A 25,756-nucleotide genomic window follows, 5' to 3' on the forward strand; every position below is an offset into this window, starting at 1 on the left:
CTACCGCCGGGCTGTGACAGGATGCCCTGATTCAGCTTTGGGCAGTACCGGGGCCGACCCCGGCGCCAGCGCTTTGTCCCGGCGCAGGGCCGGTGGCAGGTGCCGTGGAAGAGCTGGCGGCAGGTGCCGTTGCGGCGGCGCCGCCAACGGTGCCTGTACCGCCGTCGTCCGCTCCGGGGTTGTCCGTTCCGGCGTTGTCCGGGTACGACGGCGGCTGCCATCCCGTGCGCTGCACCCACGCTTCCATCCGGGGCGCGGCGTAGTCGGTGAACCAGCCCTCTTTGTCGGCCGCGTAGCCGGCGGTGGACTTGTCGACGTCGTGCAGCCCCGCGACCCGCTGCTTTTCGGCGACATAGTCCGCCCGGGCCTCGGGATCGGCGCACAGCCAGTCGCGGAAGCACAGCGCGTAGCGCCAACCCGGCGAGCCGGCCGCGCGGAGGTGGAGATTCACCGGCCGGCCGGGGTCGGCGTTGCCGTGCAGCCGCTTGCCCCAGTCCGCAGGGTCCGGGTGCGAGGGCCTGGGGTTGTCGGCGATGATGCCGGGCCAGCGCGGGAATCCAGCGGCGGCCAACAGCGGCGCGATCCGGTCCGCGGCGTCGAGGTCCCGAACGCTGAGCTGGAGGTCGATTACATCTTTGGCGTCGAGACCAGGGACGGCCGTGGACCCGATGTGGTCCACGGCCAGGACATCCTGCGGAACCGCTGCCCGCAGTCGGGAGATCAGCCGGGCGGCCTGCGCGGCCCACGCGGGATCGGCCGGGGCGAGGACCGGCCCCGCCGTCCGCGGGGCAATCCTCTGCTCCTTGAGGTTTAGTGCGAACGGCGTCAGCCGCTCCTCCCACAGCGCGTCAACCGCGTGCCGGAGGTCCTCAGCGGTGCCTGAGTTATCCAGCACGACGTCCGCAGCGGCCAGCCGGTCCTCGCGGCCCGCCTGGGCTGCCATCCGGGCGCGCGCCTCGTCGGCGGTCATGTTGCGGTGTTCGGCCATGCGGTGGACCCGGACGTCGTCGGGGGCATCCACCACGACCACCAGATGGAAGTTCTTCCCTTGTCCGGTTTCGACCAGGAGCGGGATGTCCTGGACCACGACGGCGCCGGCCGGGGCGGCGGCGACCATCGCCGCGGCGCGCTCCCGCACCAACGGGTGGATGATCCCGTTGAGCGCGGCCAGGCGCTCCGGATCACCGAAGACCAGGGCACCGAGCCGTGCCCGGTCCAGCCGGCCGTCCGGGGTCAGGACGGCAGCACCGAAAGCCTCCACCACACTGGCCAGCCCGGGCGTACCCGGCTCCACAACCTCCCGGGCAAGCGCGTCGGCGTCGACAAGTACTGCTCCGAGGTCGCGCAGGCGCGCGGCAACCATGGACTTTCCCGAGGCGATTCCGCCGGTCAACCCGATCTTCAACACCTCACCAGACTAAACTGAACCGGTGGCAGATGCGGCGGAATCCCCCGAGAGCAGGACGGCCGTTTACACCACCCTCGCCGCGGGGCCCGAGTTTCGCCACGAAATCGAGGTCAAGCGATCCCGTTTCATCACCGTGCTGGCCCGCACGGCGGACGAGGACGCCGCCCGGGCCGTCCTGGGCCGGTTGCGCCGGGAATTCCATGACGCACGACATCACTGCTTTGCCTTCGTGCTCGGTCCCGACCGGGACATCCAGCGGTCCAACGACGACGGCGAGCCGTCCGGCACCGCGGGCGTGCCCATGCTTGAGGCGCTGCTGAAACGGGAGACCGCACCCGGCGTCACCGACCTCAGCGACGTCGCCGTCGTCGTCGTGCGCTATTTCGGCGGCATTCTCCTGGGTGCCGGCGGCCTGGTCCGGGCCTATTCCGAATCGGTGTCCGGCGCGCTCGAGCTCGCTCCCCTCGTGCGGCGCCGCCGGCTGCGCATTTGCTCGGTGCCGGTGCAGCACGCCGTGGCCGGGCGACTCGAGAACGATCTGCGCGCCGCGGGGTATGTCATGGCCGAAACCCGTTACGAGGCGCAGACTACTGTCCTGAGGCTGGCGCTGCCGGATGATCCGGAAGAACTGGCCCGGGCCGCGGACCGTGTGGCCGCCATGTCGGCCGGCAGCGCGTCGCTGCTGCCCGGAGAAACGGAGTGGATCGATGTCCCCATCAGCTGAGCCTGCGCCCGCGGTCGAGCTGCTTGACGTCAGCGAGGAGCTGCTCGAACAGCTCCTGGAACTTGCGCTGCGGGACGCCGACGCCGACGAGGTCACCCCGCCGCTGGGCACGACCGCCGGCTGGAACACCGACCGGATCAGCTGGTTCCGCGAATTCCACCGCGCCGCCGCAGCCGGTCTGGACGGTCCCTCGGGGCAAAAGACGTGGGCCATCCGCTGCGACGGGCAGCTGGCAGGGTCCATCCGGCTCAAGCGGATGGACCCTGAGCCGGCAGAAGCGGGTGACGGCGCGGCTGGTGGGGGCGGGGCCGGTAGTGGCGGGGCTGGTGGCGGTGGTGGGGCGCTGGAAACCGGGATCTGGCTCGCCCGGAGCTTCCGCGGCCGGGGTGTGGGCCGCGAGGCACTGCGCCTCATAATGGCTCGCGCCGCGTCGGCCGGGGCAGCCGTCCTGGTGGCCGAGACAACGGCCGGCAACGTCGGAGCCCTCGCGTTGCTGAAGTACGCGGGCGCCGAACTGGTGACCGGTGCTCCCTCGGAGACGGAGACGGTACCGGTCATAGGGAAGATCCCGCTGCGCTGAAGGCATGGCATCCGGGCCGGTTCCTGCTATGCCCATCCCACGTTCCCAACACTGGACATGCCCTCCGTCGGCAGCGCCTGGCTGCCTTCAAGGAGCCTACATTCCAGGGGCGACACCGTGCTTGTCCTGACAAGCAGGAAACGCGTGGCAGCTGCAGCCCAGTGCCTAGTGCGAGGAATGGGCATGTCCGGTGGCCCGGGCGCCCGCGGGGCATGTCCGGCGCCAGTGCGTGGCGCCTGCCTCCCAGCACTGGACATGTCCCGCGCCCAGGGCCAGGACTGGGCACAATCCACAAATGTCCACGGGCAGGCTCGAAAAATGGGCATGTCCCCGGAGGGAGGGCTTCAAAAATGGGCATGTCCCCCGGGGCACAAAGAAAAGTGGCCGCCCCCGAGGGGACGGCCACCTTCAAGCTACCAACTGCCTGGCCTCAGGGAGCGGACTCCGTGAGGAACACCGGCAATTAGTTGCCGGTCAGCTTCTCGCGCAGAGCGGCAAGAGCCTCGTCCGAAGCAAGCGTGCCTGCACCGGTCTCGGTCGCAGCCGGCTCGGAGGAGTAGCTGGTGGTGCCGGAATCGCTCTCGCCGGACGTTGCAGCTGCAGCGTCGTCGGCAGCGTGCTGGGCAACCTGCTTCTTGTGTGCTTCCCAGCGGGTCTGGGCGTCAGCGTACTGCTGCTCCCAGGCTGCGCGCTGGTTCTCGTAGCCCTCGAGCCACTCGTTGGACTCCGGGTCGAAGCCCTCCGGGTACTTGTAGTTGCCCTCTTCGTCGTACTCTGCGGCCATGCCGTAGAGAGCCGGATCGAATTCGGTGCTGTCGGCGTCGACGCCCTCGTTGGCCTGCTTGAGGGAGAGCGAGATGCGGCGGCGCTCGAGGTCGATGTCGATGACCTTGACGAACAGCTCGTCACCAACGGAGACAACCTGCTCGGCCAGCTCAACGTGGCGCACGGCGAGCTCGGAGATGTGGACCAGGCCTTCGATGCCGTCTTCAACGCGAACGAACGCGCCGAACGGAACCAGCTTGGTGACCTTACCCGGAACAACCTGCCCGAGGGCGTGGGTGCGGGCGAAGGTCTGCCACGGATCTTCCTGCGTAGCCTTGAGCGACAGGGAGACGCGCTCGCGGTCCAGGTCGACCTCGAGAACCTCGACGGTGACTTCCTGGCCAACTTCGACAACCTCGGACGGGTGGTCGATGTGCTTCCAGGACAGCTCGGAAACGTGAACCAGGCCGTCTACGCCGCCCAGGTCCACGAAGGCACCGAAGTTGACGATGGAGGAAACGACGCCGGGACGGACCTGGCCCTTTTCCAGCTTGTTGAGGAACGTGGAACGGACCTCGGACTGGGTCTGCTCGAGCCATGCACGGCGGGAAAGCACAACGTTGTTGCGGTTCTTGTCCAGCTCGATGATCTTGGCTTCGATCTGCTGACCGATGTACGGAGCGAGGTCGCGCACACGGCGCATCTCGACGAGGGATGCGGGCAGGAAGCCGCGCAGACCGATGTCGAGGATAAGACCACCCTTGACAACCTCGATGACGGTACCGGTGACAACACCGTCTTCTTCCTTGACCTTCTCGATGTCGCCCCAGGCACGCTCGTACTGAGCACGCTTCTTGGAGAGGATCAGGCGGCCTTCTTTGTCTTCCTTGGTGAGCACCAGGGCTTCGACCTGATCGCCAACGGAGACGACGTCTCCGGGGTCAACGTCGTGCTTGATGGAAAGCTCGCGGGAGGGAATGACACCTTCGGTCTTGTAACCGATGTCGAGCAGAACTTCGTCGCGGTCGACCTTGACGACGGTACCTTCGACGAGGTCTCCGTCGTTGAAGTACTTGATGGTGGCGTCGACAGCTGCGAGGAAGTCCTCAGCGGTACCGATGTCGTTAATGGCGACTACGGGGGTACCGGGCTTCTCGGTGGAGGTGATGGTCATGTAGTAGGGGCTCCGTTGTGGATAGTGAGTCGGTCAGGCAAACCGCTTCGCCGGCATTATGGAATGCAGGCCAAGAGCACGGCATCACAGCTAGCGATCCGCCGGGTCATCCTGATTTTGTGGATTGTAGATGCGCGCACGTAGTACGCGCCCGTTTAGTCTAGTCGTTTACGCGAACGCCGGTCAAAGCGCCCGGGAGTGTTCGCGTCGGCGGTGGCGCCGAAAGCGGGCCGGAGGCCTAGAAGTGCGTGAGGCAGTGCGGTGAACGTTCGACGGCGAACATGAGCCGCGCTGTCAGCGCCGCCCCGGCGGTGTGCTCGGTGATCCGGCCGGCAGCTTTCAGGGTCACGGGACAGACGGCGCCCAGGTAGATAGAGCCGAGGTCCGCGACATCAAGGGACAGGTCCGGTTCGGCCTCCGGAGCCGGCGTCACCGTGGCCTCTCCCCCGCTGACCGTGAGAGCGAAGGTGCCGGCTGCGAAGCCGAGACCGTCCCTGATCGCGAGAACGACCGTCCCGTCGGCCGAGTAGCGCCGGGCCCCCAGCACCCGGACCGGGTCCAGGACACGCAGCCACAGCATGTCGCGGTGGTCCGAGGCCTCGACGCAACGCGGATCCTCAAGCGCCCAGGCCAGGGGGTCGTCCACCGGCGCATCCTGCCAGCTGATCCGGTCCACAAGGTCGATGCTGCCCAGGAACTGCCACAGTTCCAGGTACGCGGCGTCATTCGCGGCCACGAGGTCCACGATCTCCATGGTGTACGGCTTGGCGTCCCACCCGGCAAACTTATAGGACACGTACCCGTCCACCGTGCCGTCGGCGTCATAGTGCAAGGCGCAGCGGATTGCCTCGTCCTCGCTGCCGTCGCGGCCGAGCATGCCCGAGGACCGCAGCCGGTACGCTTCCTGCCGCGAGATTGACCCGGGCATGGAGGCGTGAAGCCGCCCAAAGACCTTGGGGGCCAGATCCAAGAGGACTCTGCGGTCCGCAATCTCCACGGAGCCGGCGGGCGCATGGCGCAACCGGAAGCGCGGCCCGGTGTCGACCTTGATGCTGCGTTCGAAGGTGGCCACGCCGTAACCGAACCGGCCGTAGATCGAGGCCTCCGAGGCGGTCAGCGCCGCCAGCGCGACGCCATCCGCCTTCGCCGCGGCGAGGTCCTCGGTCATCATCCGCCGCAGCAGCCCCTGCCGGCGGTGGGTCCCGCGCACCGTGACGGCCGTGACCAGATGGGCCTCGAGTTGCAGGCCGTAGCCGATGTTCAGGTCCTTGCGCAGGGTGGCGAAGGTCGCCACCGGGACGTCGGCCGCCAGCGAGTGGGCCGCGACGCCGTCGGCCTGGTAAACGCCGGTCATTTCGCGGTCGTCCACGAGATACATGGCCATGATCTTGTCCACGAAGTCGTCTTTGCGCGGCTCCTCGTAGAAGCCGATCCCGACCCCGTGCAGCCAGGCCGTGCCTTGCGCATAGTCCGCCGAGTCCTTCGCGACCGCGCGGAACCGCCTGAGCTCGTACTTATCTGCCATCTACTTCTCCCCCTGAGAATCCTGCGAATCCTGAAGTCCCGGCATTGCCGGAACGAAAACCTGCCGGAACCGGTAAGCGTTAGTGCCCCGCCTCGTACCAGCTGGAGCCCATGCCGATCTGGACGTCCAGCGGAACGCTGAGGTCCGCGGCCGAGCCCATTTGCTCGGTCACCAGCTTCTCCACCGCCTCGCGCTCACCCTCGGCGACTTCGAGGACCAGTTCATCATGGACCTGCAGGAGCATGCGCGATTTCAGGCCCTGTGCCGCCAGTTCCGCGTGGACGCCCAGCATGGCGCGCTTGATGATGTCCGCCGCCGATCCCTGGATGGGAGAGTTCAGCGCGATGCGCTCCGCATTCTCGCGCAGCTGGCGGTCGGTGCTAGTCAGGTCCGGCAGGTAGCGCCGGCGCCCCTCGATGGTGGCCGTGTAGCCGTCGATCCGGGCCTGGTCCACTACGCCGCGGAGATAGTCGCGGACGGCCCCGAACCGGTCGAAGTAGTCCTTCATGAGGGTCCGTGCCTCGTCAACGGAGATCTCCAGCTGCTTGGACAACCCGAACGAGGTCAGACCGTACGCGAGGCCATAGGACATCGCCTTGACCTTGGACCGCATGGCGCTGGTCACCTGGTCGGTGGGCACATGGAAGATGTTCGAGCCCACGAACCGGTGGAGGTCTTCGCCGTCCTTGTAGGCCTGGATCAGGCCGGCGTCGCCCGAGAGGTGCGCCATGATGCGCATTTCGATCTGCGAGTAGTCGGCGGAGAGCAGGCACTCGTAGCCCTCGCTGACCACAAAGATGCCGCGGACGCGGCGGCCTTCCTCGCTGCGGATCGGGATGTTCTGCAGGTTGGGGTTGTTGGAGGAGATCCGGCCCGTGGCTGCGACGTTCTGCGCGTAGGTGGTGTGGATCCGGCCGTCTTCCGTGACGGACTTCTTCAGCGACTCCAGCATCTGGCGCAGCTTCGACGACTCCCGGTGCGCCATGAGCTGGACCAGGAATTCGTGCCCGGTTTTTTCCAGCAGGTTTTTGAGCGAGGCGGCGTCGGTGGTGTAGCCGGACTTGATTTTCTTGGTCTTCGGCAGCTGGAGTTCGTCGAACAGCACGGTCTGGAGCTGCTTCGGCGAACCAAGGTTGACCTCATGGCCGATCGCGGCGAACGCCAGCTCCTGGGCGTTGTCGATCACCTTGGCGAGGTCCGAGAGCTGCTCGTCCATGCGGGGCATGTCGATGGCGATTCCCGCGAGTTCCATATCGGCGAGCACGCGGCTGACGGGCAGTTCCAGCGTGGTGAGCAGGTCCTGGGCTTTGCGTTCCTTCAGTTCTGATTCGAAGAAGCGGCTCAGGGCCTGGACGACGGCGGCCACGTGGACCAGCGCGCCGGCACTGGCGGCGTCGTCGTCGTCGAACGCCAGCTCCAGCTGGCCCGCCTTGGCCGCCTCGGTCGAAACCGAGATGTTCAGGTGATGCTGCGCCAGCTCGGCGAGTTCATAGCTGCGGCGGTCGGGCTGGATGAGGTAGCCGGAGATGGAGGTGTCATCCACCACGCCCTCCAGTTCCAATCCGCGGGCGGTGAGGGCCTTCAGGGCAGCCTTGAACCCGTGCACCACCTTTGGTGCCTGGGCGTCACGCAGCCACGCTGCCAGGACGTTTTCGGCGGCAGCGTCCTGGCTGGCCAGGTCGATGTAGACGGCGGAGTCGTCGCGGACGATCGCCACCGCGGCGGCGTCCTCGCCGATCCGGCCCGGCACGAGGTCGACCGCCACCGCGGAGCGCTTGCCGGCACCGGCCGCGAGGAACGCGCCGAGCTCGGCTGCGTCCGACGGGACCACGAAGTCGGGCGTTTCGAGGCTTTCCCGGTCGGCTTCGGCAACTTCACTGCCGTAGAGGGCAAAGAGCCGGGTGCGGATGGTTTTGAATTCCAGGGCGTCGAACAGCTCCTCGAGGGCGGCCTGGTCCGGCCGAGGGTCCGCGAGCTCGTCCAGTGTCACCGGCAGGTCCAGGTCGGTGTGAAGCCTGTTGAGGCGCCGGTTGCGCTTGACGTCGTCAACGTATTCGCGCAGGGAGTCCCCTACTTTCCCGCCGATCGCGTCGAGGTTCTCCAGGACACCCTCCAGGCCGCCGTAAAGGTTGATCCATTTTGCTGCGGTCTTGGGCCCGACGCCGGGAACGCCGGGGAGGTTGTCCGCGGACTCCCCCACCAGGGCGGCAAGGTCCGAGTACTGGGCCGGGCTGACGAAATACTTCTCCTGGATGGCGTCCGCGTCCATGCGGGGAATATCGCTGACACCCTTCCTGGGGTACAGGACAAAAACGTTGTCGGTGATGAGCTGGAAGGCGTCGCGGTCGCCTGAGACCAGCAGCACCTCGTAACCGGCTTTTTCCCCCATTGCGGCGAGCGTGGCCAGGATGTCGTCAGCTTCCCAACCGGGCATTTTGATGGTCTTGATGCCCCAGGCGCCCATGACCTTGTCAATGAGGTCGATCTGGCCGCTCATTTCCCGCGGGGTCTCGTTGCGTCCGCCCTTGTACTCGCTGTACTCGGCCTTGCGGTGCGTCGTGTCATCGGAGACGTCGAACGCGACCGCCACGTGGGTGGGCTTTTGCTCCTTGATCAGGTTGATCAGCATGGAGGTGAAGCCGTGGACGGCGTTCGTGTGCTGGCCCGCGGCGGTGGAGAACTTGTCCGCGGGCAGGGCGAAGAACGCCCGGAACGCCATGGAGTGTCCGTCGAGCACCAGAAGCCGCGGCTGGTCCGTGATCGGGATCACGGGGGCCTCGGTGGCGGAAACCGACGCCCCGGCCCGGCTGGATTTTCCGGCTGACTTGGCCGCAACCACTGAATCCGGCTCAGTTGCCGGGATAAGGTCTGCGGAAAGGGGGGCAGCAGAAAGAGGGGCGGCATTCTGGGGGGCAGCACTTTTGGAAGCAAGGGCCGGTTTGGTAGTTTCACTCACAGGTGCCAGCCTAGTTCCCATGATGGACAATTTCACGCCCGGCCCGTACGCAGCCGAGCTCGCGGCTGCCGGGGTTCCCGAGGAGATGCACGATTGGCTGGGCCAGTACGGCGTCGGAGCCCTCGTGGTGAAGATGGGGATCCGCTTCCTCGAGATGAGCCCGGAGCGCACCGTGGCCACCATGCCGGTGGAGGGCAATACCCAGGTGGCCGGCATTTTGCATGGCGGTGCCCACGTCGTCCTGGCCGAAACCCTGGGTTCGTTCGCCGCGGGCCTGCACGCCGGTCCCAACCGGCAGGCGCTGGGGATCGAGGTCGGGGCGACGCACCACCGGGCTATCTCCGAAGGCATTGTCACTGGCACCTGCACCGCCATCCACCTCGGCCGGACCCTCGCCACCCACGAAATCGTGATGACCGACGGGCACGGCCGGCGGCTCTCCACCGCCCGGATCACAAACCTTATCCGCGATATCGCGCGCTAGGGGGACGCACCGCCTGCGGTACCGGATCTGGCCGGATCCGGCTACGTCCGGCCCGGGAAGCGGTACCGCAACTCCACGATGCCCCGGCCCAAGGTGCGGGAAGACGTCAGCTCGAGCGGCGGCGTTGGGCCCGCCATGGGCAGCAACGGCTTGCCGCTGCCCAGGACCACGGGAATGACCGAGACAATTAGTTCGTCCAGCAGCCCGGCGTCCGCGAACTGCGCCGCGAGCACGCCTCCACCCACAACCCAGACGTTCCGGCCGCCGGCTGCGTCTTTGAGGTCGTCCACGAACTCGCCCACGGCCCCGCGAACGAACGTCACATCTGCGCCCTCCGGGGCGGAGTGTTCGTGGCGGGTGAAAACCCAGGAGGGTGTGCCCGGATACGGCCACGTGTCCGGTTCATGCTCCCGAAGCCACGCGTAGGTCTCGCCGCCCATGACAATGCAGCCGACGTCGGCCATGAACGCGTCATAGCTGTCCTGTCCGCCCTCAAAGCCGTCGAACTGCAGCAGCCAGGCCAGATTGTCGTCGGCGGTGGCGATAAACCCGTCCAGTGACGAGGCCACGAAGTACTGGAAGCTCACCATGGCCCCAGCCTAGCGAATCCGGTAACCGGTGTCCCATCCCCGTGACGCACCGGCTGCACGGCCGCGCGGACGCCCTACTTGTGGAAGTAAGGAATGATCAGGTAGAGCCCGTAGAGGATCGCACAGCCGCACACGGCGAAGCAGCCGTAGGCGAGCGGCCGGGTCCACGACGGCGGCGAGTTCCGGATATCGCCCGCGATGGCCGTGAGGCGGACACCCAGGGCGTAGAGGACGACGACCGTCACTGCGGAGACAAGCGTGGCACCTGCCACACTGAACAGTTCCAACCATTTCATCGCTGGACACCACCGTTCTTGATCGCCTTCGCGGCGGACTTCTTCTTGCGGAATTGCACGGCCTGGCCGACTTCCTCGATCTGGACCGCGTTGTGGTGGCCGACATGGGATTTGCGCGAACGCAGGAACATGTAGGCCACGGCGGCGGTGCCGGCGACGGCCGCGATGACCACTCCCACGACCCCGGTTTGCACGAGCATCGCTGTCAGTGCGCCCACGATTCCGGCCGCGGGGAGCGTGAACAGCCAGCCGATGGCAATCCGGCCGGCGGTTCCCCACCGCACGGTGGTGCCGCGGCGTCCCATTCCGGAGCCGATGACTGAGCCGGAGGCCACCTGTGTGGTGGACAGGGCGAAGCCCAGGTGCGAGGAGGCAAGGATAGCGGCGGCGGTGCTGGTCTCTGCGGAGAAGCCCTGGGCGGGCTTCACTTCGGTGAGGCCCGAGCCCATGGTGCGGATGATCCGCCAGCCGCCGGCATAGGTGCCGATCGCGATGGCCAGGGCGCAGGCCGTGATGACCCACCACTGGGGGTCGGAACCGGCGGGCTGGGTGCCGGCCGAGATCAGGACCAGCGTGATGATGCCCATGGTCTTCTGGGCGTCGTTGGTGCCGTGCGCCAGCGCCACAAGGCTGGACGTGAAGACCTGCCCGGTCCGGAAGCCGCCGCGCTTCTGCGTGAGTTTGTCACCGGTTTCCGGGTCGTGGCGGGAGGTCAGGGCGTAGGCCAGCCGCGTGCACAAGTAGGCGACGCCCCCGGCGATGACCGGGGCGAACACGGCGGGAAGAATGACCTTTTGCAGGAGCGACTCGAAGTTGATCGAGTGGATGCCGATACCGGCGATCGCGGCGCCGATCAGGCCGCCGAAGAGGGCGTGGGAAGAACTGGACGGCAGGCCCTTGAGCCAGGTGATCATGTTCCAGAGGATGGCGCCCATCAGCCCGGCGAAGATGATGTCCGGGGTGATCTGGACACCGTCCGAGCCTTCCTTGATGATGCCGCCAGAGACGGTCTTGGCGACTTCAGTGGAGAGGAACGCTCCCACAAGGTTCAGCACCGCCGCGAGGGCAACTGCTGTTTTCGGTTTGATGGCGCCGGTCGCGATGGGGGTAGCCATGGCGTTCGCGGTGTCATGAAATCCGTTGGTGAAGTCGAAGAATAGCGCCAGCGATATCACTAGCGCCACCATTACGGTGATTTCCACCTGTTGCCCAATCTGCAGTGTCCATGGTCAGCAGTTCCATCCCCGGCGCCGCAGGACGACAAACTTTCATCTGATGTCCGATGATTGTTTGTGGTCACTTAACAGCTTGAAACCTTATCGATGGTACGTGGGAAAGACGGCAGGGCAAAACATGCCGGAAGACCCTAATTCCCGGGGCCGCCCGCCGGTGGCCGGCAATCTTGGCGGCGGGTGCGACGCCGGTCACAGGAGGCTAGACGGCCCGGCGGGCGTCCGGTGCCGGACCGGCGTCGAGCATCGAAGCGATCCTGTCCTCCAGCGCCGCGAGCGTCGCCTCGGGCAGCACGATGAGCCCGTCGAGTTCCCGGCGGGCGCGCCGGTAAGCCGTCTGCCGCTCGGCGGGAGTCGCGGCCGCGTCCGATGCGATCCGCAGAAGTTTCCGGGCCGTCTCCAGCCGCTGGCGTTCGGGACCGGTGAACTTGCTGTCCCTGATCCGCTTGGCTTCCCGTTCGGCGACGTCGAATGCGAGCTCAAAGCTGGTCACGGCCGCCCGGTACTCCGCAAGCCGTGCGGCGGTCCTGACGTCGGCCGGGGCGGCGGGCCGCAGCCCGTCGGCCTCGCGCTTGGCCCGCAGGAAGGGCCACGGTGAGCGGCTCCCGGACATCCGTCATGACCGGATAGTCGATCAGCTTGCCCACGTCGAGTTCGTAGTCCAGCCAGCGCTTGTTGACGGTGTCGTGCGCCTTCATGAGGGCCAGCACGTCGGCCTGGCTGGCCTGCTCTGCCTGCGCCGCCTGGTTCTTGAGCGTGTAAAGCTCCACCCGGCGGCGGTGCCGGCGTTCAGCGGCTTTGGACCAGGACCGCGCCCACCCGCCGGCCAGTCCGCTCAGGGGGAAGACAAGCCACCAAAAGTGAGTGACGAAATTGAAGAAGGGGTCCACGGCATCATCCTCCCATCCGTGGGCGACGCCGGAAAGCCCCCTCCAAAAGGGGGCCTTCCGGCCCGTTCCGGGTCCTGCCGGGGAACGGGTTGCCTGCCTGGCGGTCAGTCCCCGTGCTTGACCTTGTGCACCCGCGTGACGATGGTGGGGCACGGCACGTTGAGCAGCACTGCGTGTGCCGTGGAGCCGAGCACTGTCCGGGAGAACCCGCCACGTCCGCGGCTTCCGATCACCAACTCCCTGGCGCCGGCGGCGATATCCACGAGGGCCTTGGCCGGTTCGGTGTTCGTCTCCAGGCGCTGGTGGACCACCAGGTCGGGATATTTGTCGCCGAGCCCGGCGACCGACTCGGCGAGGACAATCCGGTCTTCTTCGACGATGCTCTCGGCGAGACCGCTGGTCGGCAGCTGCTTCTCGACCCACCGGGCGGGGCTCTTGAACGCGAGGACCACGGTGAGCTCGTCTCCACCACGGTCAGCTTCTGCGGCCGCGAAAGCGACGGCCTGCAGCGACTCCTCTGAGCCGTCCACGCCGACCACAACGCCCTTTGCCCCGGCGGCCGGTTTCGCCGGCACGACCGCTACCGGGCATTCCGAGGCCGAGACAACCTGCAGGGCCCGGTCCGTCATGGGGCCGCCGCCCATCCAGTGTTTGTCGTGCCCGCCGACCACGATCATGGCGGCTTCCTTGGACACGTCCCGGAGCACCGAGCCGCCGCTGCCATGACGGAGCTGGATGTCCACCGTGACCTCCGGCGCCTGCTGCCGGGCGGCCTCCTCCGCGTCCCGCAGCAGTTCCATCCCCGATTCCCGGATGATCTCGTGGTACTGGAAATCCGGCGACATCCAGCGGTCGTCCACCGCGTGAACGACCGTGACCGGGAGCTTGTCCCGGCCGGCCCGTTCAAGGGCCCAGGCCAGGGCGGCGTTGCTGCCCGCCGAGCCGTTGATGCCGACAATGATTGCTTTGCTCATGCTGGTTCCTGCTTTCCTGGAATGCACACCGGCCTAGTATCCGGTGGGCTCGGTCTCGAACTCCGGTTCTTGGGGCGGGCCTTCATGGTGCACCGGCCGCAGCGGTGCGGTGTGTTCCAGCCAGATGAGGGCATCGTAGCGCTCCCCCATTCGGGTCGGAACGTAGTTTCCGGCGTCCCTTTCGGGGTGGTAGACGACGCCGATCGCCCGGTGCCCGAGCCGTGTCGAAAGCCATGGCCCGGTCCTGTCGTCGCCGAACTCCAGCACCGCGGGCACCCCCAGGGCCTGGTGCAGGAAGTCTTCGTGGCTGCCCGGGCGTGCTTCCGGCACCGCCAGGATGCGTTCGGGGCGGCCCCACCCGTCGGAGGCGATCACGGAGCCGCGGTGGGCTGCGAAGCCGACCAGCAGCACCCCTTCCCCCGCGTGGCGTTCGCGCAGCAGCTGCCCGACGTTGACCAGGCCGTCCTGCGCCATGTCGGTGGCCCGGGCGTCGCCGATGTGCGTGTTGTGTTCCCAGATCAGGCCCTTCGACGCCGGCCCCAGGTGCCTGCTGACCCGGTCGATGGTGTCGGCCATATGGTGGTCGCGGACGTTCCAGGACTGCCGGTCGCCGCGGACCATGATGCGGTAGTAGTGTTCGGCGTTGGCCGCGACTTCAGCGTTCTGGACGGCGTCGAAGGCGTCCTCCTCATGGTGGCCGGGGCTGAAGGCCCGGTTCCTGACCTCGGTCAGGAGGGCCACGACGTCGGGCTCGCAGGACTGCGGAACAAGCCGCGTGCTCCAGGCATACTGGCGCGGGTCCTCGTGGTGGGGCAGGAAGCACTGCCAGGCGCGCTCGGCCGCGGGCACGGCGTCGGGAACGTTCTCCTGCAGCCAGCCGATGATTTCGCGCAGCGAATCCCAGAGCGAGTAGACATCCAGTCCGTAGAACCCGACACGTTTGTCCAGCGGCCTGGCCAGGTTCCAGCTGCGCAGCCAGTCCAGGAACGCCGCGACTTCCTCGTTGGCCCACATCCAGGTCGGCCAGCGTTCAAAGCCGGCCAGCAGCGCGTGGACGCCCTGGTCCTTCCCGTCCTGGCCGCGGACCCAGCGGTTGATGCGCCAGCAGTCGGGCCAGTCCCCTTCCACCCCAATCCAGTTGTAGCCTTCCTCCGCGATGAGCCTCCTGCTGAGCGTGTCACGCCATGTGTAGAACTCGTGGGTGCCGTGGGAGGCCTCGCCGATGGCGACAAAACGGCAGTCGGCCGCGCGCCGCACGAGGCCGCTGAGGTCCCTATCGGTTTTCAGCGGCCGGGCGAGGTCGTGGATCTCCTTGAGCACGGTGGTGCGGGTGACGGCCCCGGGAATCATCGCGGATCCTCGATATCGACCGCTTCCAGGTATTCGGGCACCCTGGCCCGCCACCCGAGTTCGCGTTTGATCCTGATCCGCAGGGCGTCCGACGCGTCCGGGTCACCGTGCGTGACATAGGTCATGCGCGGCTCTATTGCTGCCGCCCTCATCCACGCGATGATGGCGTCGCCGTCGGCGTGCGCGGACAGGCTTTCCATCTGGATAACCTCGGCCCGCACCTTGACGTCCTCCCCGTAGATGCGCAGCTCGCGTTCACCGGCAGCCAGGGTGGCCCCCCGCGTGCCGCTGGCTTGGTAACCGCTGAGGATGATGGCGTTTTTCGGGTCGGGGCCGTACGCCGCGACGTGGTGCAGGATCCGTCCGCCAGTCAGCATGCCGCTGGCCGAGATGATGATCATGGGCCCGCCGCGCAGGTTCAGCAACTTGGATTCGTCCACTGTGCGGGTGATTTTGGCCAGCTTGTACATGTCCACGTATTCCTCCCGCTTGAGCCTGTGTTCTTCGGGGTGGCGCTGGTACATTTCGGAGGCGTCGATGGCCATGGGGCTGTTCAGGTAGACCGGGATGCGGGGAATCGCGCCCTTGCGCAAGAGTCGGGACAGGTACAGCATGAGCGTTTCGGCCCGGCCGACGGCGAACGCGGCAAACATGATGACCCCACCGCGTTTCGCGACGCGGTTGATGATTTCTCCCAGCAGCTGCTCCGGATCCTCGGTGGAATGTTTCCTGTTGCCATAGGTTGATTCCGTCACCAGGATGCCGGTCTCGCCGAGCGGACGGGGCGGGTACATGAACGGGTCATCGGCGCGGCCCAGGTCCCCGGTGAAGTGCACCGACTGAGAGCCAAGCCGGACGTGCACCTGGGCGGCCCCCAGGATGTGCCCGGCCGGCACAAACGTCAGCTCCATGCCGCCGCCCAGATCGCGGGGAACGTCAAAATCTAGGATTTTGAATCTGTTAAGGGACGCAACGGCGTCCGCAGCCGTGTAGAGCGGCAGTGCGGGATCATGCGCGGATGACCCCCGATGCGAGGCGTACCGGGCCTCTTCCTCCTGCAGGTGGCCGCTGTCCGGCAGGATGAGTTTGCACAGGTCCGTGGTCCCGGCCGTGGCATACACGGGGCCGAGGAACCCGTCCCTGACCAGAGCAGGGACGTAACCGGTGTGGTCCAGGTGCGCGTGGGTCAGCACCACGGCGTCGACGGACCGCGGCGGCACCGGAAAGGGCGCCCGATTTCGCTCGCGGCTGCGCTTGTAGCCCTGGAAGAGTCCGCAGTCCACCAGCACACGCCCGCCGCCGGCGTCGATCAGGTAGCGTGAACCGGTCACGGTGTCGGTGGCACCAAGGAAGTTCAGGCTCGGCTGTTGGTGCTTCATGGCGCTCCCGTGGACCTTTTACGTTGCGCAAACCCGTGAACTGCGCGAACCTGTGACCTGCACGAACCTGTGAACTGCGCAAACCTCTGAACTGCGCGGCCCTCTGAACTGCGCGGCCCAGAGAAATGCGCGGATCTGCGGCTCGCTGTGTACGCCCAGCTTCCGCCCGGGCCTGCCAAGCGCCAAGGGCCAAAAGTCACCTCCGGGCCAGCGCCGCCCGCCGGAGTCCCTTCCCGCTGCCCGCGTCCGCACGGGCCCGCCCCGGTAGGATTTCCTGACGGGCCCGGCCGGGCCCGCGGCCGGGAGCCCGGCACAGCCCCGCACAGCGCAGCCCAGTGGCAAGGACACACCATGAGCACCACATCCGCAGGGGCCCGACGTCCCGACCGCCCCTGGACCCGCCACTACAGCCCCGGCGTTCCCGCCAGCCTCAAACTCCCGGAAGGGTCCCTGGTCGACCTGATGGACTCGTCCGTCCGGCGCTACGGGAAGAAGACAGCGCTCGAATTCTTCGGCGCGCGTACCAGCTACCGCGACCTCGGCACCGCCATCAACAGGGCGGCCGCGGGCCTGAAGAAGCTCGGCGTCCAAGCCGGTGACCGGGTGGCACTCGTCCTGCCGAACTGCCCGCAACACATCGTCGCGTTCCACGCGGCTCTGCGCCTGGGCGCCGTCGTCGTCGAACACAACCCCTTATATACGGACCGCGAGCTGCGCCACCAGTTCGAGGACCACGGCGCCACCGTCGCCATTGTCTGGGACAAGGCCGTGGACAAGGTCCGCCATCTGCCCGCCGACGTCGGGCTGCGAAGCATCGTCTCCGTGGAACTGATACCGGCGATGCCGCTGCTGCAACGGATCGCGCTGCGGCTCCCCGTACCGGCGGCCCGCGCGGCGCGCGCCGCCTTGGCCGCCGCCAAGCACCCGCCCCGGCCCGCGGCACAGCCGGCACCCCGGACCGTGCTGGCATGGAAAGACCTTCTTGGCGCCGGCAGCCTGAAGAAAAGGCATCCGCGCCCGGCCGCCGCCGACCTGGCCGTCATCCAATACACCAGCGGCACCACGGGCCGGCCCAAAGGCGCCATGCTGACCCATGCCAATCTGCAGGCCAACGCCGCGCAGGGCCGCGCCTGGGTGCCCGGACTCAAGGACGGCAGGGAAACCGTGTACGCGGTGCTGCCCATGTTCCACGCCTACGGGCTGACGCTGTGCATGACGTTTGCCCTGAGCATCGGCGCGAAGCTGGTGCTGTTCCCCAAGTTCGACGTCGACCTTGTGCTGAAGGCGCACAAGAAGTCGCCCGCCACGTTCCTGCCGGCGGTGCCGCCGATCTACGACCGCATCGCCGCAGCGGCCGCCGAGCGCGGTATTGCGCTGGACAGCATCCGCTTTTCCATCTCGGGGGCGATGAACCTGCCGACGGCGACGGTGGATACGTGGGAGAAGGCGACCGGAGGCTACCTGATCGAAGGCTACGGGCTGACGGAAACCTCACCCATCGCCCTGGGCAACCCCTTCGGGCCCACACGGAAACCGGGAACCGTGGGGGTCCCGTTCCCCCTGACGGACATTCGTGTGGTTGACCCGCGGAACGTTCTCCTGGACCGTCCCCCGGGCGCCGAGGGTGAGCTCCTGATCCGGGGCCCGCAGGTTTTTGCCGGCTACTGGAAACGGCCGAAGGAGACGGAAGAAGCGCTGCTGGAAGGCGGCTGGTTCCGCACCGGTGACATTGTCTCGGTGGACAAGGATGATTTTGTGACCGTCCGGGACCGGATCAAGGAACTGATCATCACGGGGGGCTTCAACGTCTCCCCCTCGGAAGTGGAAGACGTCCTCTCCGGATACGCCGGTGTCCGCGACGTGTGCGTGGTGGGACTGCCCCGCCCGGGCGGCGGCGAAGACGTGGTTGCCGCCGTCGTCCCGAGCGCGGGCTCTGGCCTGGACCAGGAGGCGCTGCTGGCGTTTGCCCGGGAGAACCTGGCCGCCTACAAGGTGCCGCGCCGCGTTGCCGTCATGGACGAGCTGCCGCGTTCGCTGATCGGCAAGGTCCTGCGCCGCGAGATCCGGGACACCCTCGTGGCCGGCCGGTAGCGTTCCTCCTTGCCCCCGGCCCGGCCAATTGCTTGCGGCGCTCCGATCAAGCTGATAGGCCTGAAGGTAAGGTGCAGAGTGGCAGATCAGCACGCCGCCCCGTCCGGGTGGTGGTTGCAGAAGGGAAATTCACGTGACTCGCAAGACTCCTCATATCGAGGAACCGTCCGAGCAGGATCTCGTCGTCGGGGACGGGCCGAAGAGCTGGGCCGCCGGTGTCCCGGGCGTGTACCACTCCATGAAGCCGGCCATCGAACAGATGGGACTGAACCGGACCCGCAAAACCGTCATGGCGATGAACCAGAAGGACGGCTTCGACTGCCCGAGCTGCGCGTGGCCGGATCCGCACCACCGCAAGGCATTCGAGTTCTGCGAAAACGGGGCCAAGGCGGTGACCTGGGAGGCGACCCCGGTGGTGGTTCCCGAAACTTTCTGGGCCGAGAATTCGGTCAGCGACCTGCGCAGCCAGACCGAGTACTGGCTTGGCATGCAGGGCCGGCTGACCGAACCGGTGTACAAAGCCGCCGGCGAGGACCACTACAAGGCGGTCAGCTGGGACGAGGCGCTCCGGCTCGTGGCCGACAAGCTCAAGGGCCTGGACTCCCCCGACCAGGCGGCCTTCTACACCAGCGGCCGGACCTCGAACGAGGCCGCCTTCCTCTACCAACTGATGGTCCGCGGCTACGGCACCAACAACCTGCCGGACTGCTCCAATATGTGCCACGAATCCTCCGGCTGGGCCATGGGCCAGACCATTGGCATCGGCAAGGCGACCGTCAGCTTCGACGACTACGCCCGGGCCGACCTGATCATCATCATGGGCCAGAACCCCGGCACCAACCACCCCCGGATGATGACAGAACTCGAGGCGTGCAAGCGCAACGGCGGCGAGATCGTGGCCGTCAATCCCCTCCCCGAAGCCGGCCTGCGCCGGTACAAGAACCCGCAGCAGGTCAACGGGGTCATCGGTCACGGCGTCCAGATAGCAGACCAGTTCCTCCAGATCCGGATCGGCGGCGACATGGCGCTGCTGCAGGCCGTATCCAAGCGCGTCCTCGACGCCGAGACCAAGAACCCCGGGACAGTCCTGGACCACGCCTTCCTGGCCGAACACTGCGAGGGACTCGAGGAGCTCAAGGAGCACCTCGCCGGCCTGGATGAGCGCACAGTGCTCGAGGCCACGGGCCTGCGCAGCGAGGACATCGACGAGCTCGCCGCCCGCTACCTCAGGGCCGAGAAAGTCATCATCACCTGGGCCATGGGCATCACGCAGCAGAAGAAGGGCGTTGCCACCATCAAGGAGATCATCAACCTCCTGCTGCTGCGAGGCAACATCGGCAAGCCCGGCGCCGGCGCCTCCCCCATCCGCGGGCACAGCAACGTGCAGGGCGACCGGACCATGGGCATCTGGGAGCAGATGCCGCAGTCCTTCATGGAGGCCCTCGGCGAGGAGTTCGACTTCGAGCCGCCCCGCGAACACGGCGCGGACGCCGTCGAGACCATCAACAAGATGCGCGCGGGCGAGATCAAAGTATTCGTCGCCCTGGGCGGCAACCTGGTGGGTGCCATCTCGGACACGAACGCCGCCGAGGCTGCCATGCAAAACACGGAGATGACGGTCCAGATCTCGACCAAGCTGAACCGCTCGCATACTGTGACGGGCCGCGAGGCCCTGATCCTCCCCACCATGGGCCGCACCGAGATCGACATCCAGGAATCCGGTCCGCAGTTCGTTTCGGTGGAGGACACCGTCTGCGCCGTGCACCCGTCCTGGGGCAGCGTCGAACCGGTGTCCCATCATCTGCTCTCGGAGCCGGCCATCGTGAGCCGGCTGGGCAAACTCCTGGTGGGCGACAAGATCAGGGCCGACTGGGACGGCTATGAGAAGAACTACGACCTCATCCGGGATCACATTTCGCACGTCGTGGGCGGCTGCAACGACTACAACCAACGGATCCGGCAGGAAGGCGGGTTTGTCCTCGCCCACGGTCCCCGCGACTCCCGCACCTTCCCCACGCCCACCGGCAAGGCCGTGCTGACAGTCAATGACCTTGAACTTGTCGAACGGCCGGAGGGAACCCTGATCCTGCAGAGCATGCGCTCCCACGACCAGTTCAACACGACCATCTACTCGCACAACGACCGCTACCGGGGCATCAAAAAGGGCCGCCATGTGGTGTTCGTCAACCCTGACGACATCGCCGAACTCGGCCTCGCGGCCGGTCAGTACGTGGACGTCCGCGGCGTGTACGACGACGGTGAGGAACGCGTGGTGCGCAAGTTCCGTGTGGTGTCCTATCCCACGGCACGCGGTTGCGCTGCTGCCTATTACCCCGAAGCCAACGTGCTGGTGCCGCTGAACCACACGGCCGAAGGCAGCAACACGCCAGTCTCGAAGGCAGTCATCGTCCGGCTCGAGCCAAGCCTGGACCAGACACCCGACGCCGCGGCAACAGCCCCTGCCCGGGTGGCCTCACCCTAGTCACCTGCCCAAGTCACCCGCAACGGGGCCGGCCCGGGCCGGTCCGAACGAAAACGGCGGCCGATCCTGAAGGGACCGGCCGCCGCCGAATGGATATCAGGGTTGCATCAGGCCTTGGCCTTTCGCTTCACCCAGCCCCATACAGCCGTGGCCACCAGGAGTACCAGGCCGATGATGGCCAACCAGAGCAGGCCCTTCACGGCGAAGCCGAGGATCGAAAGAACAAGCCAAATGATAAGCAGTGTGATTATTAGTCCCATACCGACAGCCTATGCCACCCGTGTGGCCGTGGTGGCGCAACGACGCTCCGGCCCCGGACACAAGCTCTGAACGCGGCCCGTCCTATGGGCCAGGTTTGAAAATCCGACGGCTCCCGCTGCTTTGGGATGGGACCTTCTGCGTTGCCCGGAGTGCGGGCCGCTTAGGCCGGTTCTGGATACCGACGGCGGAAACTATGCCCCCGAGTATCAACAACACCGCCGTCACCGCCACCATCCGGTGAAATCCATCGAGCTCAAGGTCGCCGTCCACGACCAGGCCTACCAGAGCGATGCCGATCAGACCGGCTACCCTGCTGACGGCGTTATTCACTGCCGAGCCGATGCCGGCCTGTTGTTCCGAAACCGAACCGAGAATGGCGGCGGTCAGTGGGGCGACTGTCGCCGAGAGCCCGACGGCGAACAGGAGGATCCCAGGCATCAACTGGGTCCAATAGTTGACCGGGATCTCAGTCACGAGCATCAGGAGGTAGCCGCCGCCGGCGAGAGCAGGTCCGAAGGCCATGAACCACCTCGGTCCGAACCGCCCGGCCAGTGAACCAAACCATGACGCCAGGAGGATGTTGACGATGCTGACCGGAAGCAATACCAGCGCGGCCATCGTCGCCGGAAACCCTGCGACCTGCTGCAGGAACAGCACGATGATGAATCCCCCGATCGACAATGCGGCGTAGATAAATGCCGTAGCCGCGTTGCCGACGGCAAAGTTTCGGACGGAGAAGAGGCTGAGGGGCAAGAGCGGCTGATGCGCCGTCCTTTCCCGCCAAATGAATCCGGCGAGGCACAGGATGCCGAGGGCGAGGGGCATCAGAATGAGAGGACTCCCCCAGCCATAGTTGCCTTGTTCGATCAACGCGTAGACCGGCCCCGCCAACCCGAGCACACAGAGCACAGCACCCGGGTAGTCGATCCGCACGCCCTGCTTGCGCACATCCTTGGCCCGCAGCACGGCTAGCAAGTACAAAGTCACGGCAATGGGCAGGACGTTGATTCCGAAGATCCAGCGCCAGCCCACCGAATCTACGAGCACTCCGCCGAGCAGGGGTCCGGCGATGAAAGCCACGGTCGTACCAGCTGTCCACTGGCCGATTGCCTTCGCCCGGGGCGCTTCGTCGAAGTTTGATGTGATCAGGGCCAGGGAACTGGGCACCAGCAAGGCGCCCGCGACGCCTTGAAGCGCCCTGGCCAGGACCAGCCAGTCCGCTGTGGGGGCCAGCGCACACATGACTGATGTCGCGCCAAACCCGATCAGGCCTGCGCGGAGAACGACAACCCGGCCCAGCAAATCAGAGAGCGAACCGGCGACCAGGATCAGTGACCCCAGGGTGATCAGGTAGGCATCGACAACCCATTGCTGCGTCGTCAGTCCGCCGCCCAGTTCACGGGAAATGGCCGGCAGCGCTACGTTGATGACGCTGCCGTCGAGAAACGACACAAAGGAGGCGAGAATCGCGATCCACAGCACGAGCCTCTGCGTACGCGCCGACGGTAGGGAAGCCACCCCTCAAGCTAACACCCGCACCCCCTCCGACAGTCTCACCGGGAAGGATGGATAACCCTCCTGGGCAACGCTGTGCGGTGAGCTGGGCCTAACGAGGTACTCTGCGACGATGCTGAACACCCTCAACCCCTGCCGCTTGTTCATCACGGGCGCCAGCAGATCTGGAACGACAACGCTCGGCCGGGCAATCGCCAACCAGTGGGCAGTACCCCACGCCGACGCCGACGACTACTTCTGGCAGCCGACATCACCGCCGTACCGGGAAAAGCGAACGCCGCCGGAGCGCATATCGTTGATGCGCGAAGTCTTCCTACCGCGGAGTGCCTGGGTTCTTTCGGCCTGGGCGCAAGGATATGACGACCCCGATTTCGCGGGCCGGAACCTCCGCCGGCATGAACAGTGGCTGTCAACTCTGCCCTGCCCCGTCCTTCGAATCGACAGCTCCCGGCCGGTGGACGACCTCGTGCACGCCATTACCTGATGGGCCAGAAGTTCCGTCCCGCGCTGCGGCCGGTGACCACCGCCATAGTCCACTGAAACTTCACGCCGGCCCTACCCTGGGCTGCATCAATCTGAAGGAATCTCCATGATGTTGTCAACAGATAGTGGCGGTGCCGCTCTAGTTCCCCCGACAGCTTTGCCGGGGGAACCTGGCGGCTTTTAGTCGGTCCAGCCGCGGTAGGGCTTGCGGTCCTGATCCGGGAGTTCGGCGGCTGTGGCGGGGAGGTTGTCCCGGCCGTCGGACTGGCCGGAGGCCCAGTGGAAGAACACCTCGGCGGTGATCGCTGCGAAGCGGGCCTCCTGGGACCGGAACCAGTGCGCGGCGGCGTCGCCTTCGACGTAGGAAGGACGGGGGCGGTGACCGCTTCCGCGGTGTCGCCGGTGACCGCGTGGATCAACGTTTGGGTTCTCATGAGGTGATGCTCCGTTTCGTTCGGGCGGGGCGGGTGCCTGACGTACCGGCTTCCCTCTCCCCCACCATGTTTTTGCCTGCTGGCGGAGCATCGCGTAGCTGTGCCCGACGGAGCCGGGGCAACCCGAAGGGCAAGCAGCGGAGGGGTTGTGGGAGGAAATAAGCGAAGCGCCGACACAAGGCATCCGGTGCGCTGCCGTCCGCAGGACGGTTGAGCCGGTGGAGCGGGCACGTAGGATCCAACGGACAGCAGCAAAAAGAAATAGAAAAAGCTTGTGCTGCCCGAGCGCGGCGAGGCCCGCGAACTACGTCGGAGCTATCTGAGCGAAGCTAGGCAACGCCAGTGTTCTAGTTTCTTGGCCGGTGAGTCTGCAGTAATCCCTGGGGCGTCCGGGCTGGCCAGGCCAGCCACGACCCGTTGCCGCAATAGATGAATTATGCTTCACTAATTTGTGTGGAGGGGAGTATCCCCTGAATGTCCCGTCGTCAGTACGGCCGACCCTGAGCGGCCCGGCGGCACAGGTCCCTTGGGACTGGGAAAGACCTCCAGTTGGTTTGAACTGACTGGAAGCGGGTACTCCCTGATGAATGTTCCTTTCTGGGCCTGGCTGGCCGTTCTAGCCGTCATTGTCCTGATGCTGGCTGTTGACCTTTTTGCCCACCGCAAGGCCCACGTCATCGGTGTGCGGGAAGCCGCACTGTGGTCTGCAGTCTGGGTCGCCTTCGGTGTCGGCTTCGGCTTCCTGACATGGCAGGTCTACGGGGCGGAGTTTGGCCAGCAATACTTCGCAGGCTACCTGATCGAGAAATCCCTCGCCGTGGACAACGTGTTCATCTGGGCGATCATCTTCACCTACTTCGCAGTCCCCCGCGAATACCAGCACCGGGTGCTGTTCTTCGGGGTCCTGGGCGCCCTGATCTTCAGGGGCATCTTCATTGCGGCGGGCTCCGCCATCATCTCCAGTGCCGGCTGGGTGCTGTACGTCTTCGCGGCGTTCCTGCTCATCACCGGCTACCGGATGATCCGCCACCGCAACGACACGCTTGACCCGGAAAAGTCCCGGGCGCTGAAACTCTTCCGCCAGCGCGTGCCCATGACGGACGACTTCCACGGCCAGCGGTTCCTGATCCGCAAAAACGGTGTCTTGCTGGCCACCCCGTTGCTCGCGGTGCTGGTCCTCATCGAGGTCACGGACATCATCTTCGCCGTGGACTCCATCCCGGCGATCTTCGCCGTCACCGACGAAGTGTTCCTGGTCTTCACCGCCAACGCCTTCGCCATCCTGGGCCTGCGGGCGATGTACTTCCTGCTCGCTGACCTGATCCACCGCTTCATTTACCTCAAGATCGGACTCGCACTCGTCCTGATCTGGGTCGGCATCAAAATGCTCCTCAAAATCGATATCTACTACATCCCCACCGCGCTGTCCCTGGCCGTCATCGCCACCATCCTCGGGGTGTCCATCGGCGTCAGCCTCTGGGCCACCCGCGGCCAAGAACGCAGGGCTCCCGAGGGGCCGGCGCACTCCCCCTTCGGCACCGCCTCACCCGAGGAGATCATGGCTCTGGAACCACTATGGGTCAGACGCCGTGGCACGAAAGCCACCTCAACACCCCAACAGGGCGATGCCGGGAAATCAGACACGGATCCGCACTCATTTACAAAGGGTGACGCACGTGAAAGATGAACCGGTCCGCCCGGTGGCGGCCCTGATACTTGATGGGGCGGGGGCGCCTGAGACTGCACGGCGCGCAGCGGCTGTGGCCGGACTGGAAGGCAGACCCCTGATACTCCTGGTGCCGGTGGAACGGACCGGATTCAGCCTCAGCCGCCTCACCCACCGGCTCGCAGGCATCCGGCAGACTGCAGAAGCAGAAGCGATCGCCGCCCGGGTCCGGCCGGTGCTCGAAAGCACCACGACCGATTTCCAAGTCCGGGCGGTTCCCTGTCTTTACACACAAGCAGGGACCACCGGAGGCGCCTCGCTGAAAAGCATCAAGGCCGCCGCACTGGCAATCCGCGCTTTCATCCTCGTAACGCCGGCAAGGCAAGATGATGGCACGATCATCACGAAGGCACAGCGCCTGCGTCCCGACAGGCATGCGGGCGCCATCGGAGACGCCAGCGAGGAGGAACCATGACAATCCTGCCGCCGGATCCGGA

The 25,756-nt window shown here is 66.3% G+C and carries 20 protein-coding genes and 1 pseudogene; 8 read left to right on the forward strand and 13 right to left on the reverse strand.

Annotation, left to right across the window (positions count from 1 at the left end; all coding sequences use genetic code 11):
- Positions 1-31: 31 nt before the first annotated feature.
- A complete protein-coding gene (gene coaE / locus ABH915_RS12510) occupies positions 32-1,408 on the reverse strand; it encodes a dephospho-CoA kinase (protein WP_370121689.1) in 1,377 nt (458 codons plus the stop codon).
- 22 nt (positions 1,409-1,430) lie between these two features.
- Between coaE and ABH915_RS12515 the strand changes: the two genes are divergently transcribed.
- Positions 1,431-2,132 carry a YigZ family protein gene (locus ABH915_RS12515; protein ID WP_370121692.1) on the forward strand — a complete coding sequence of 234 codons (702 nt, stop codon included), beginning with the start codon at positions 1,431-1,433 and terminating at the stop codon, positions 2,130-2,132.
- The gene (locus ABH915_RS12520) at positions 2,116-2,712 is read left to right on the forward strand and encodes a GNAT family N-acetyltransferase (protein WP_370121695.1); all 597 of its coding nucleotides are present in this window, start codon (positions 2,116-2,118) and stop codon (positions 2,710-2,712) included. Before ABH915_RS12515 ends, ABH915_RS12520 begins: the two co-directional genes overlap by 17 nt.
- 463 nt (positions 2,713-3,175) lie before the next feature.
- On the opposite strand, the gene rpsA is transcribed toward ABH915_RS12520, so the two are convergent.
- The 3 genes from rpsA to polA all read right to left on the reverse strand — a co-directional run bounded on the left by rpsA (position 3,176) and on the right by polA (position 9,153).
- Positions 3,176-4,651 carry a 30S ribosomal protein S1 gene (gene rpsA / locus ABH915_RS12525; protein ID WP_026537355.1) on the reverse strand — a complete coding sequence of 492 codons (1,476 nt, stop codon included), beginning with the start codon at positions 4,649-4,651 and terminating at the stop codon, positions 3,176-3,178.
- Between the two features lie 238 nt (positions 4,652-4,889).
- The gene (locus ABH915_RS12530; RefSeq protein WP_370121699.1) at positions 4,890-6,176 is read right to left on the reverse strand and encodes a GNAT family N-acetyltransferase; all 1,287 of its coding nucleotides are present in this window, start codon (positions 6,174-6,176) and stop codon (positions 4,890-4,892) included.
- Between the two features lie 79 nt (positions 6,177-6,255).
- Positions 6,256-9,153, reverse strand: a complete 2,898-nt coding sequence (polA, locus tag ABH915_RS12535; RefSeq protein WP_370121702.1) for a DNA polymerase I — start codon at positions 9,151-9,153, stop codon at positions 6,256-6,258.
- Between polA and ABH915_RS12540 the strand changes: the two genes are divergently transcribed.
- Positions 9,152-9,616: a hotdog fold thioesterase gene (locus ABH915_RS12540; RefSeq protein ID WP_370121704.1), complete on the forward strand. Its 465-nt coding sequence runs from the start codon at positions 9,152-9,154 to the stop codon at positions 9,614-9,616. The two genes, polA and ABH915_RS12540, sit on opposite strands and share 2 nt — an antisense overlap.
- Before the next feature lie 41 nt (positions 9,617-9,657).
- On the opposite strand, the gene ABH915_RS12545 is transcribed toward ABH915_RS12540, so the two are convergent.
- The 7 genes and pseudogenes from ABH915_RS12545 to ABH915_RS12575 form a co-directional block, all read right to left on the reverse strand.
- Positions 9,658-10,206, reverse strand: coding sequence for a dihydrofolate reductase family protein (locus tag ABH915_RS12545; protein ID WP_018773022.1), 549 nt, complete (start codon positions 10,204-10,206; stop codon positions 9,658-9,660).
- Between the two features lie 74 nt (positions 10,207-10,280).
- Entirely contained in the window at positions 10,281-10,502 is a 222-nt protein-coding gene (locus ABH915_RS12550) for a hypothetical protein (RefSeq protein WP_018773023.1), read from the reverse strand.
- Positions 10,499-11,704, reverse strand: coding sequence for an anion permease (locus ABH915_RS12555; protein ID WP_370121707.1), 1,206 nt, complete (start codon positions 11,702-11,704; stop codon positions 10,499-10,501). The genes ABH915_RS12550 and ABH915_RS12555 overlap by 4 nt, the downstream gene beginning before the upstream one ends.
- A 232-nt stretch (positions 11,705-11,936) precedes the next feature.
- Positions 11,937-12,624, reverse strand: a pseudogene (locus ABH915_RS12560) (hypothetical protein).
- 104 nt (positions 12,625-12,728) lie between these two features.
- Entirely contained in the window at positions 12,729-13,598 is an 870-nt protein-coding gene (locus ABH915_RS12565; protein ID WP_370121710.1) for a universal stress protein, read from the reverse strand.
- A 33-nt stretch (positions 13,599-13,631) separates the two neighbouring features.
- The gene (locus ABH915_RS12570; RefSeq protein WP_370121713.1) at positions 13,632-14,948 is read right to left on the reverse strand and encodes an erythromycin esterase family protein; all 1,317 of its coding nucleotides are present in this window, start codon (positions 14,946-14,948) and stop codon (positions 13,632-13,634) included.
- Entirely contained in the window at positions 14,945-16,327 is a 1,383-nt protein-coding gene (locus tag ABH915_RS12575; RefSeq protein ID WP_370121716.1) for an MBL fold metallo-hydrolase, read from the reverse strand. Before ABH915_RS12575 ends, ABH915_RS12570 begins: the two co-directional genes overlap by 4 nt.
- A 351-nt stretch (positions 16,328-16,678) precedes the next feature.
- Between ABH915_RS12575 and ABH915_RS12580 the strand changes: the two genes are divergently transcribed.
- Both ABH915_RS12580 and ABH915_RS12585 read left to right on the forward strand, forming a co-directional pair.
- Positions 16,679-18,418: a long-chain-fatty-acid--CoA ligase gene (locus ABH915_RS12580; protein WP_370121719.1), complete on the forward strand. Its 1,740-nt coding sequence runs from the start codon at positions 16,679-16,681 to the stop codon at positions 18,416-18,418.
- Positions 18,419-18,551: 133 nt separating this feature from the next.
- A complete protein-coding gene (locus ABH915_RS12585; RefSeq protein WP_370121722.1) occupies positions 18,552-20,900 on the forward strand; it encodes an FdhF/YdeP family oxidoreductase in 2,349 nt (782 codons plus the stop codon).
- Positions 20,901-21,007: 107 nt separating this feature from the next.
- Here the strand turns inward: ABH915_RS12585 and ABH915_RS12590 are convergent, their stop codons facing one another.
- The gene (locus ABH915_RS12590; RefSeq protein WP_018773036.1) at positions 21,008-21,160 is read right to left on the reverse strand and encodes an LPXTG cell wall anchor domain-containing protein; all 153 of its coding nucleotides are present in this window, start codon (positions 21,158-21,160) and stop codon (positions 21,008-21,010) included.
- Positions 21,161-21,242: 82 nt separating this feature from the next.
- Positions 21,243-22,643 (reverse strand): MFS transporter, encoded by a 1,401-nt coding sequence (locus ABH915_RS12595; protein WP_370121726.1) that lies wholly within the window; start codon positions 22,641-22,643, stop codon positions 21,243-21,245.
- A gap of 145 nt (positions 22,644-22,788) precedes the next feature.
- On the opposite strand from ABH915_RS12595, the gene ABH915_RS12600 reads away from it, so the two are divergent.
- The 3 genes from ABH915_RS12600 (at position 22,789) to ABH915_RS12610 (ending at position 25,734) form a co-directional block, all read left to right on the forward strand.
- Entirely contained in the window at positions 22,789-23,160 is a 372-nt protein-coding gene (locus tag ABH915_RS12600) for a hypothetical protein (RefSeq protein ID WP_370121729.1), read from the forward strand.
- 1,016 nt (positions 23,161-24,176) lie between these two features.
- A complete protein-coding gene (locus ABH915_RS12605; RefSeq protein ID WP_370121732.1) occupies positions 24,177-25,280 on the forward strand; it encodes a TerC family protein in 1,104 nt (367 codons plus the stop codon).
- Positions 25,270-25,734 carry a hypothetical protein gene (locus tag ABH915_RS12610; protein WP_370121734.1) on the forward strand — a complete coding sequence of 155 codons (465 nt, stop codon included), beginning with the start codon at positions 25,270-25,272 and terminating at the stop codon, positions 25,732-25,734. Before ABH915_RS12605 ends, ABH915_RS12610 begins: the two co-directional genes overlap by 11 nt.
- The last annotated feature ends 22 nt before the right edge of the window (positions 25,735-25,756 follow it).

Origin of the sequence: Arthrobacter sp. MW3 TE3886, assembly GCF_041262145.1 — a bacterium.
Classification (GTDB): domain Bacteria; phylum Actinomycetota; class Actinomycetes; order Actinomycetales; family Micrococcaceae; genus Arthrobacter.

Excerpts from the sequence above, each read along its gene's own strand:
- ABH915_RS12550 (WP_018773023.1), bottom strand. The coding sequence starts at position 10,502 with ATGAAATGGTTGGAACTGTTCAGTGTGGCAGGTGCCACGCTTGTCTCC.
- ABH915_RS12545 (WP_018773022.1), bottom strand. The coding sequence starts at position 10,206 with ATGGTGAGCTTCCAGTACTTCGTGGCCTCGTCACTGGACGGGTTTATC.
- ABH915_RS12540 (WP_370121704.1), top strand. The coding sequence starts at position 9,152 with ATGATGGACAATTTCACGCCCGGCCCGTACGCAGCCGAGCTCGCGGCT.
- rpsA (WP_026537355.1), bottom strand. The coding sequence starts at position 4,651 with ATGACCATCACCTCCACCGAGAAGCCCGGTACCCCCGTAGTCGCCATT.
- polA (WP_370121702.1), bottom strand. The coding sequence starts at position 9,153 with ATGGGAACTAGGCTGGCACCTGTGAGTGAAACTACCAAACCGGCCCTT.
- ABH915_RS12580 (WP_370121719.1), top strand. The coding sequence starts at position 16,679 with ATGAGCACCACATCCGCAGGGGCCCGACGTCCCGACCGCCCCTGGACC.
- ABH915_RS12590 (WP_018773036.1), bottom strand. The coding sequence starts at position 21,160 with ATGGGACTAATAATCACACTGCTTATCATTTGGCTTGTTCTTTCGATC.
- ABH915_RS12570 (WP_370121713.1), bottom strand. The coding sequence starts at position 14,948 with ATGATTCCCGGGGCCGTCACCCGCACCACCGTGCTCAAGGAGATCCAC.
- ABH915_RS12565 (WP_370121710.1), bottom strand. The coding sequence starts at position 13,598 with ATGAGCAAAGCAATCATTGTCGGCATCAACGGCTCGGCGGGCAGCAAC.
- ABH915_RS12530 (WP_370121699.1), bottom strand. The coding sequence starts at position 6,176 with ATGGCAGATAAGTACGAGCTCAGGCGGTTCCGCGCGGTCGCGAAGGAC.
- ABH915_RS12605 (WP_370121732.1), top strand. The coding sequence starts at position 24,177 with ATGAATGTTCCTTTCTGGGCCTGGCTGGCCGTTCTAGCCGTCATTGTC.
- ABH915_RS12575 (WP_370121716.1), bottom strand. The coding sequence starts at position 16,327 with ATGAAGCACCAACAGCCGAGCCTGAACTTCCTTGGTGCCACCGACACC.
- ABH915_RS12600 (WP_370121729.1), top strand. The coding sequence starts at position 22,789 with ATGCTGAACACCCTCAACCCCTGCCGCTTGTTCATCACGGGCGCCAGC.
- ABH915_RS12520 (WP_370121695.1), top strand. The coding sequence starts at position 2,116 with ATGTCCCCATCAGCTGAGCCTGCGCCCGCGGTCGAGCTGCTTGACGTC.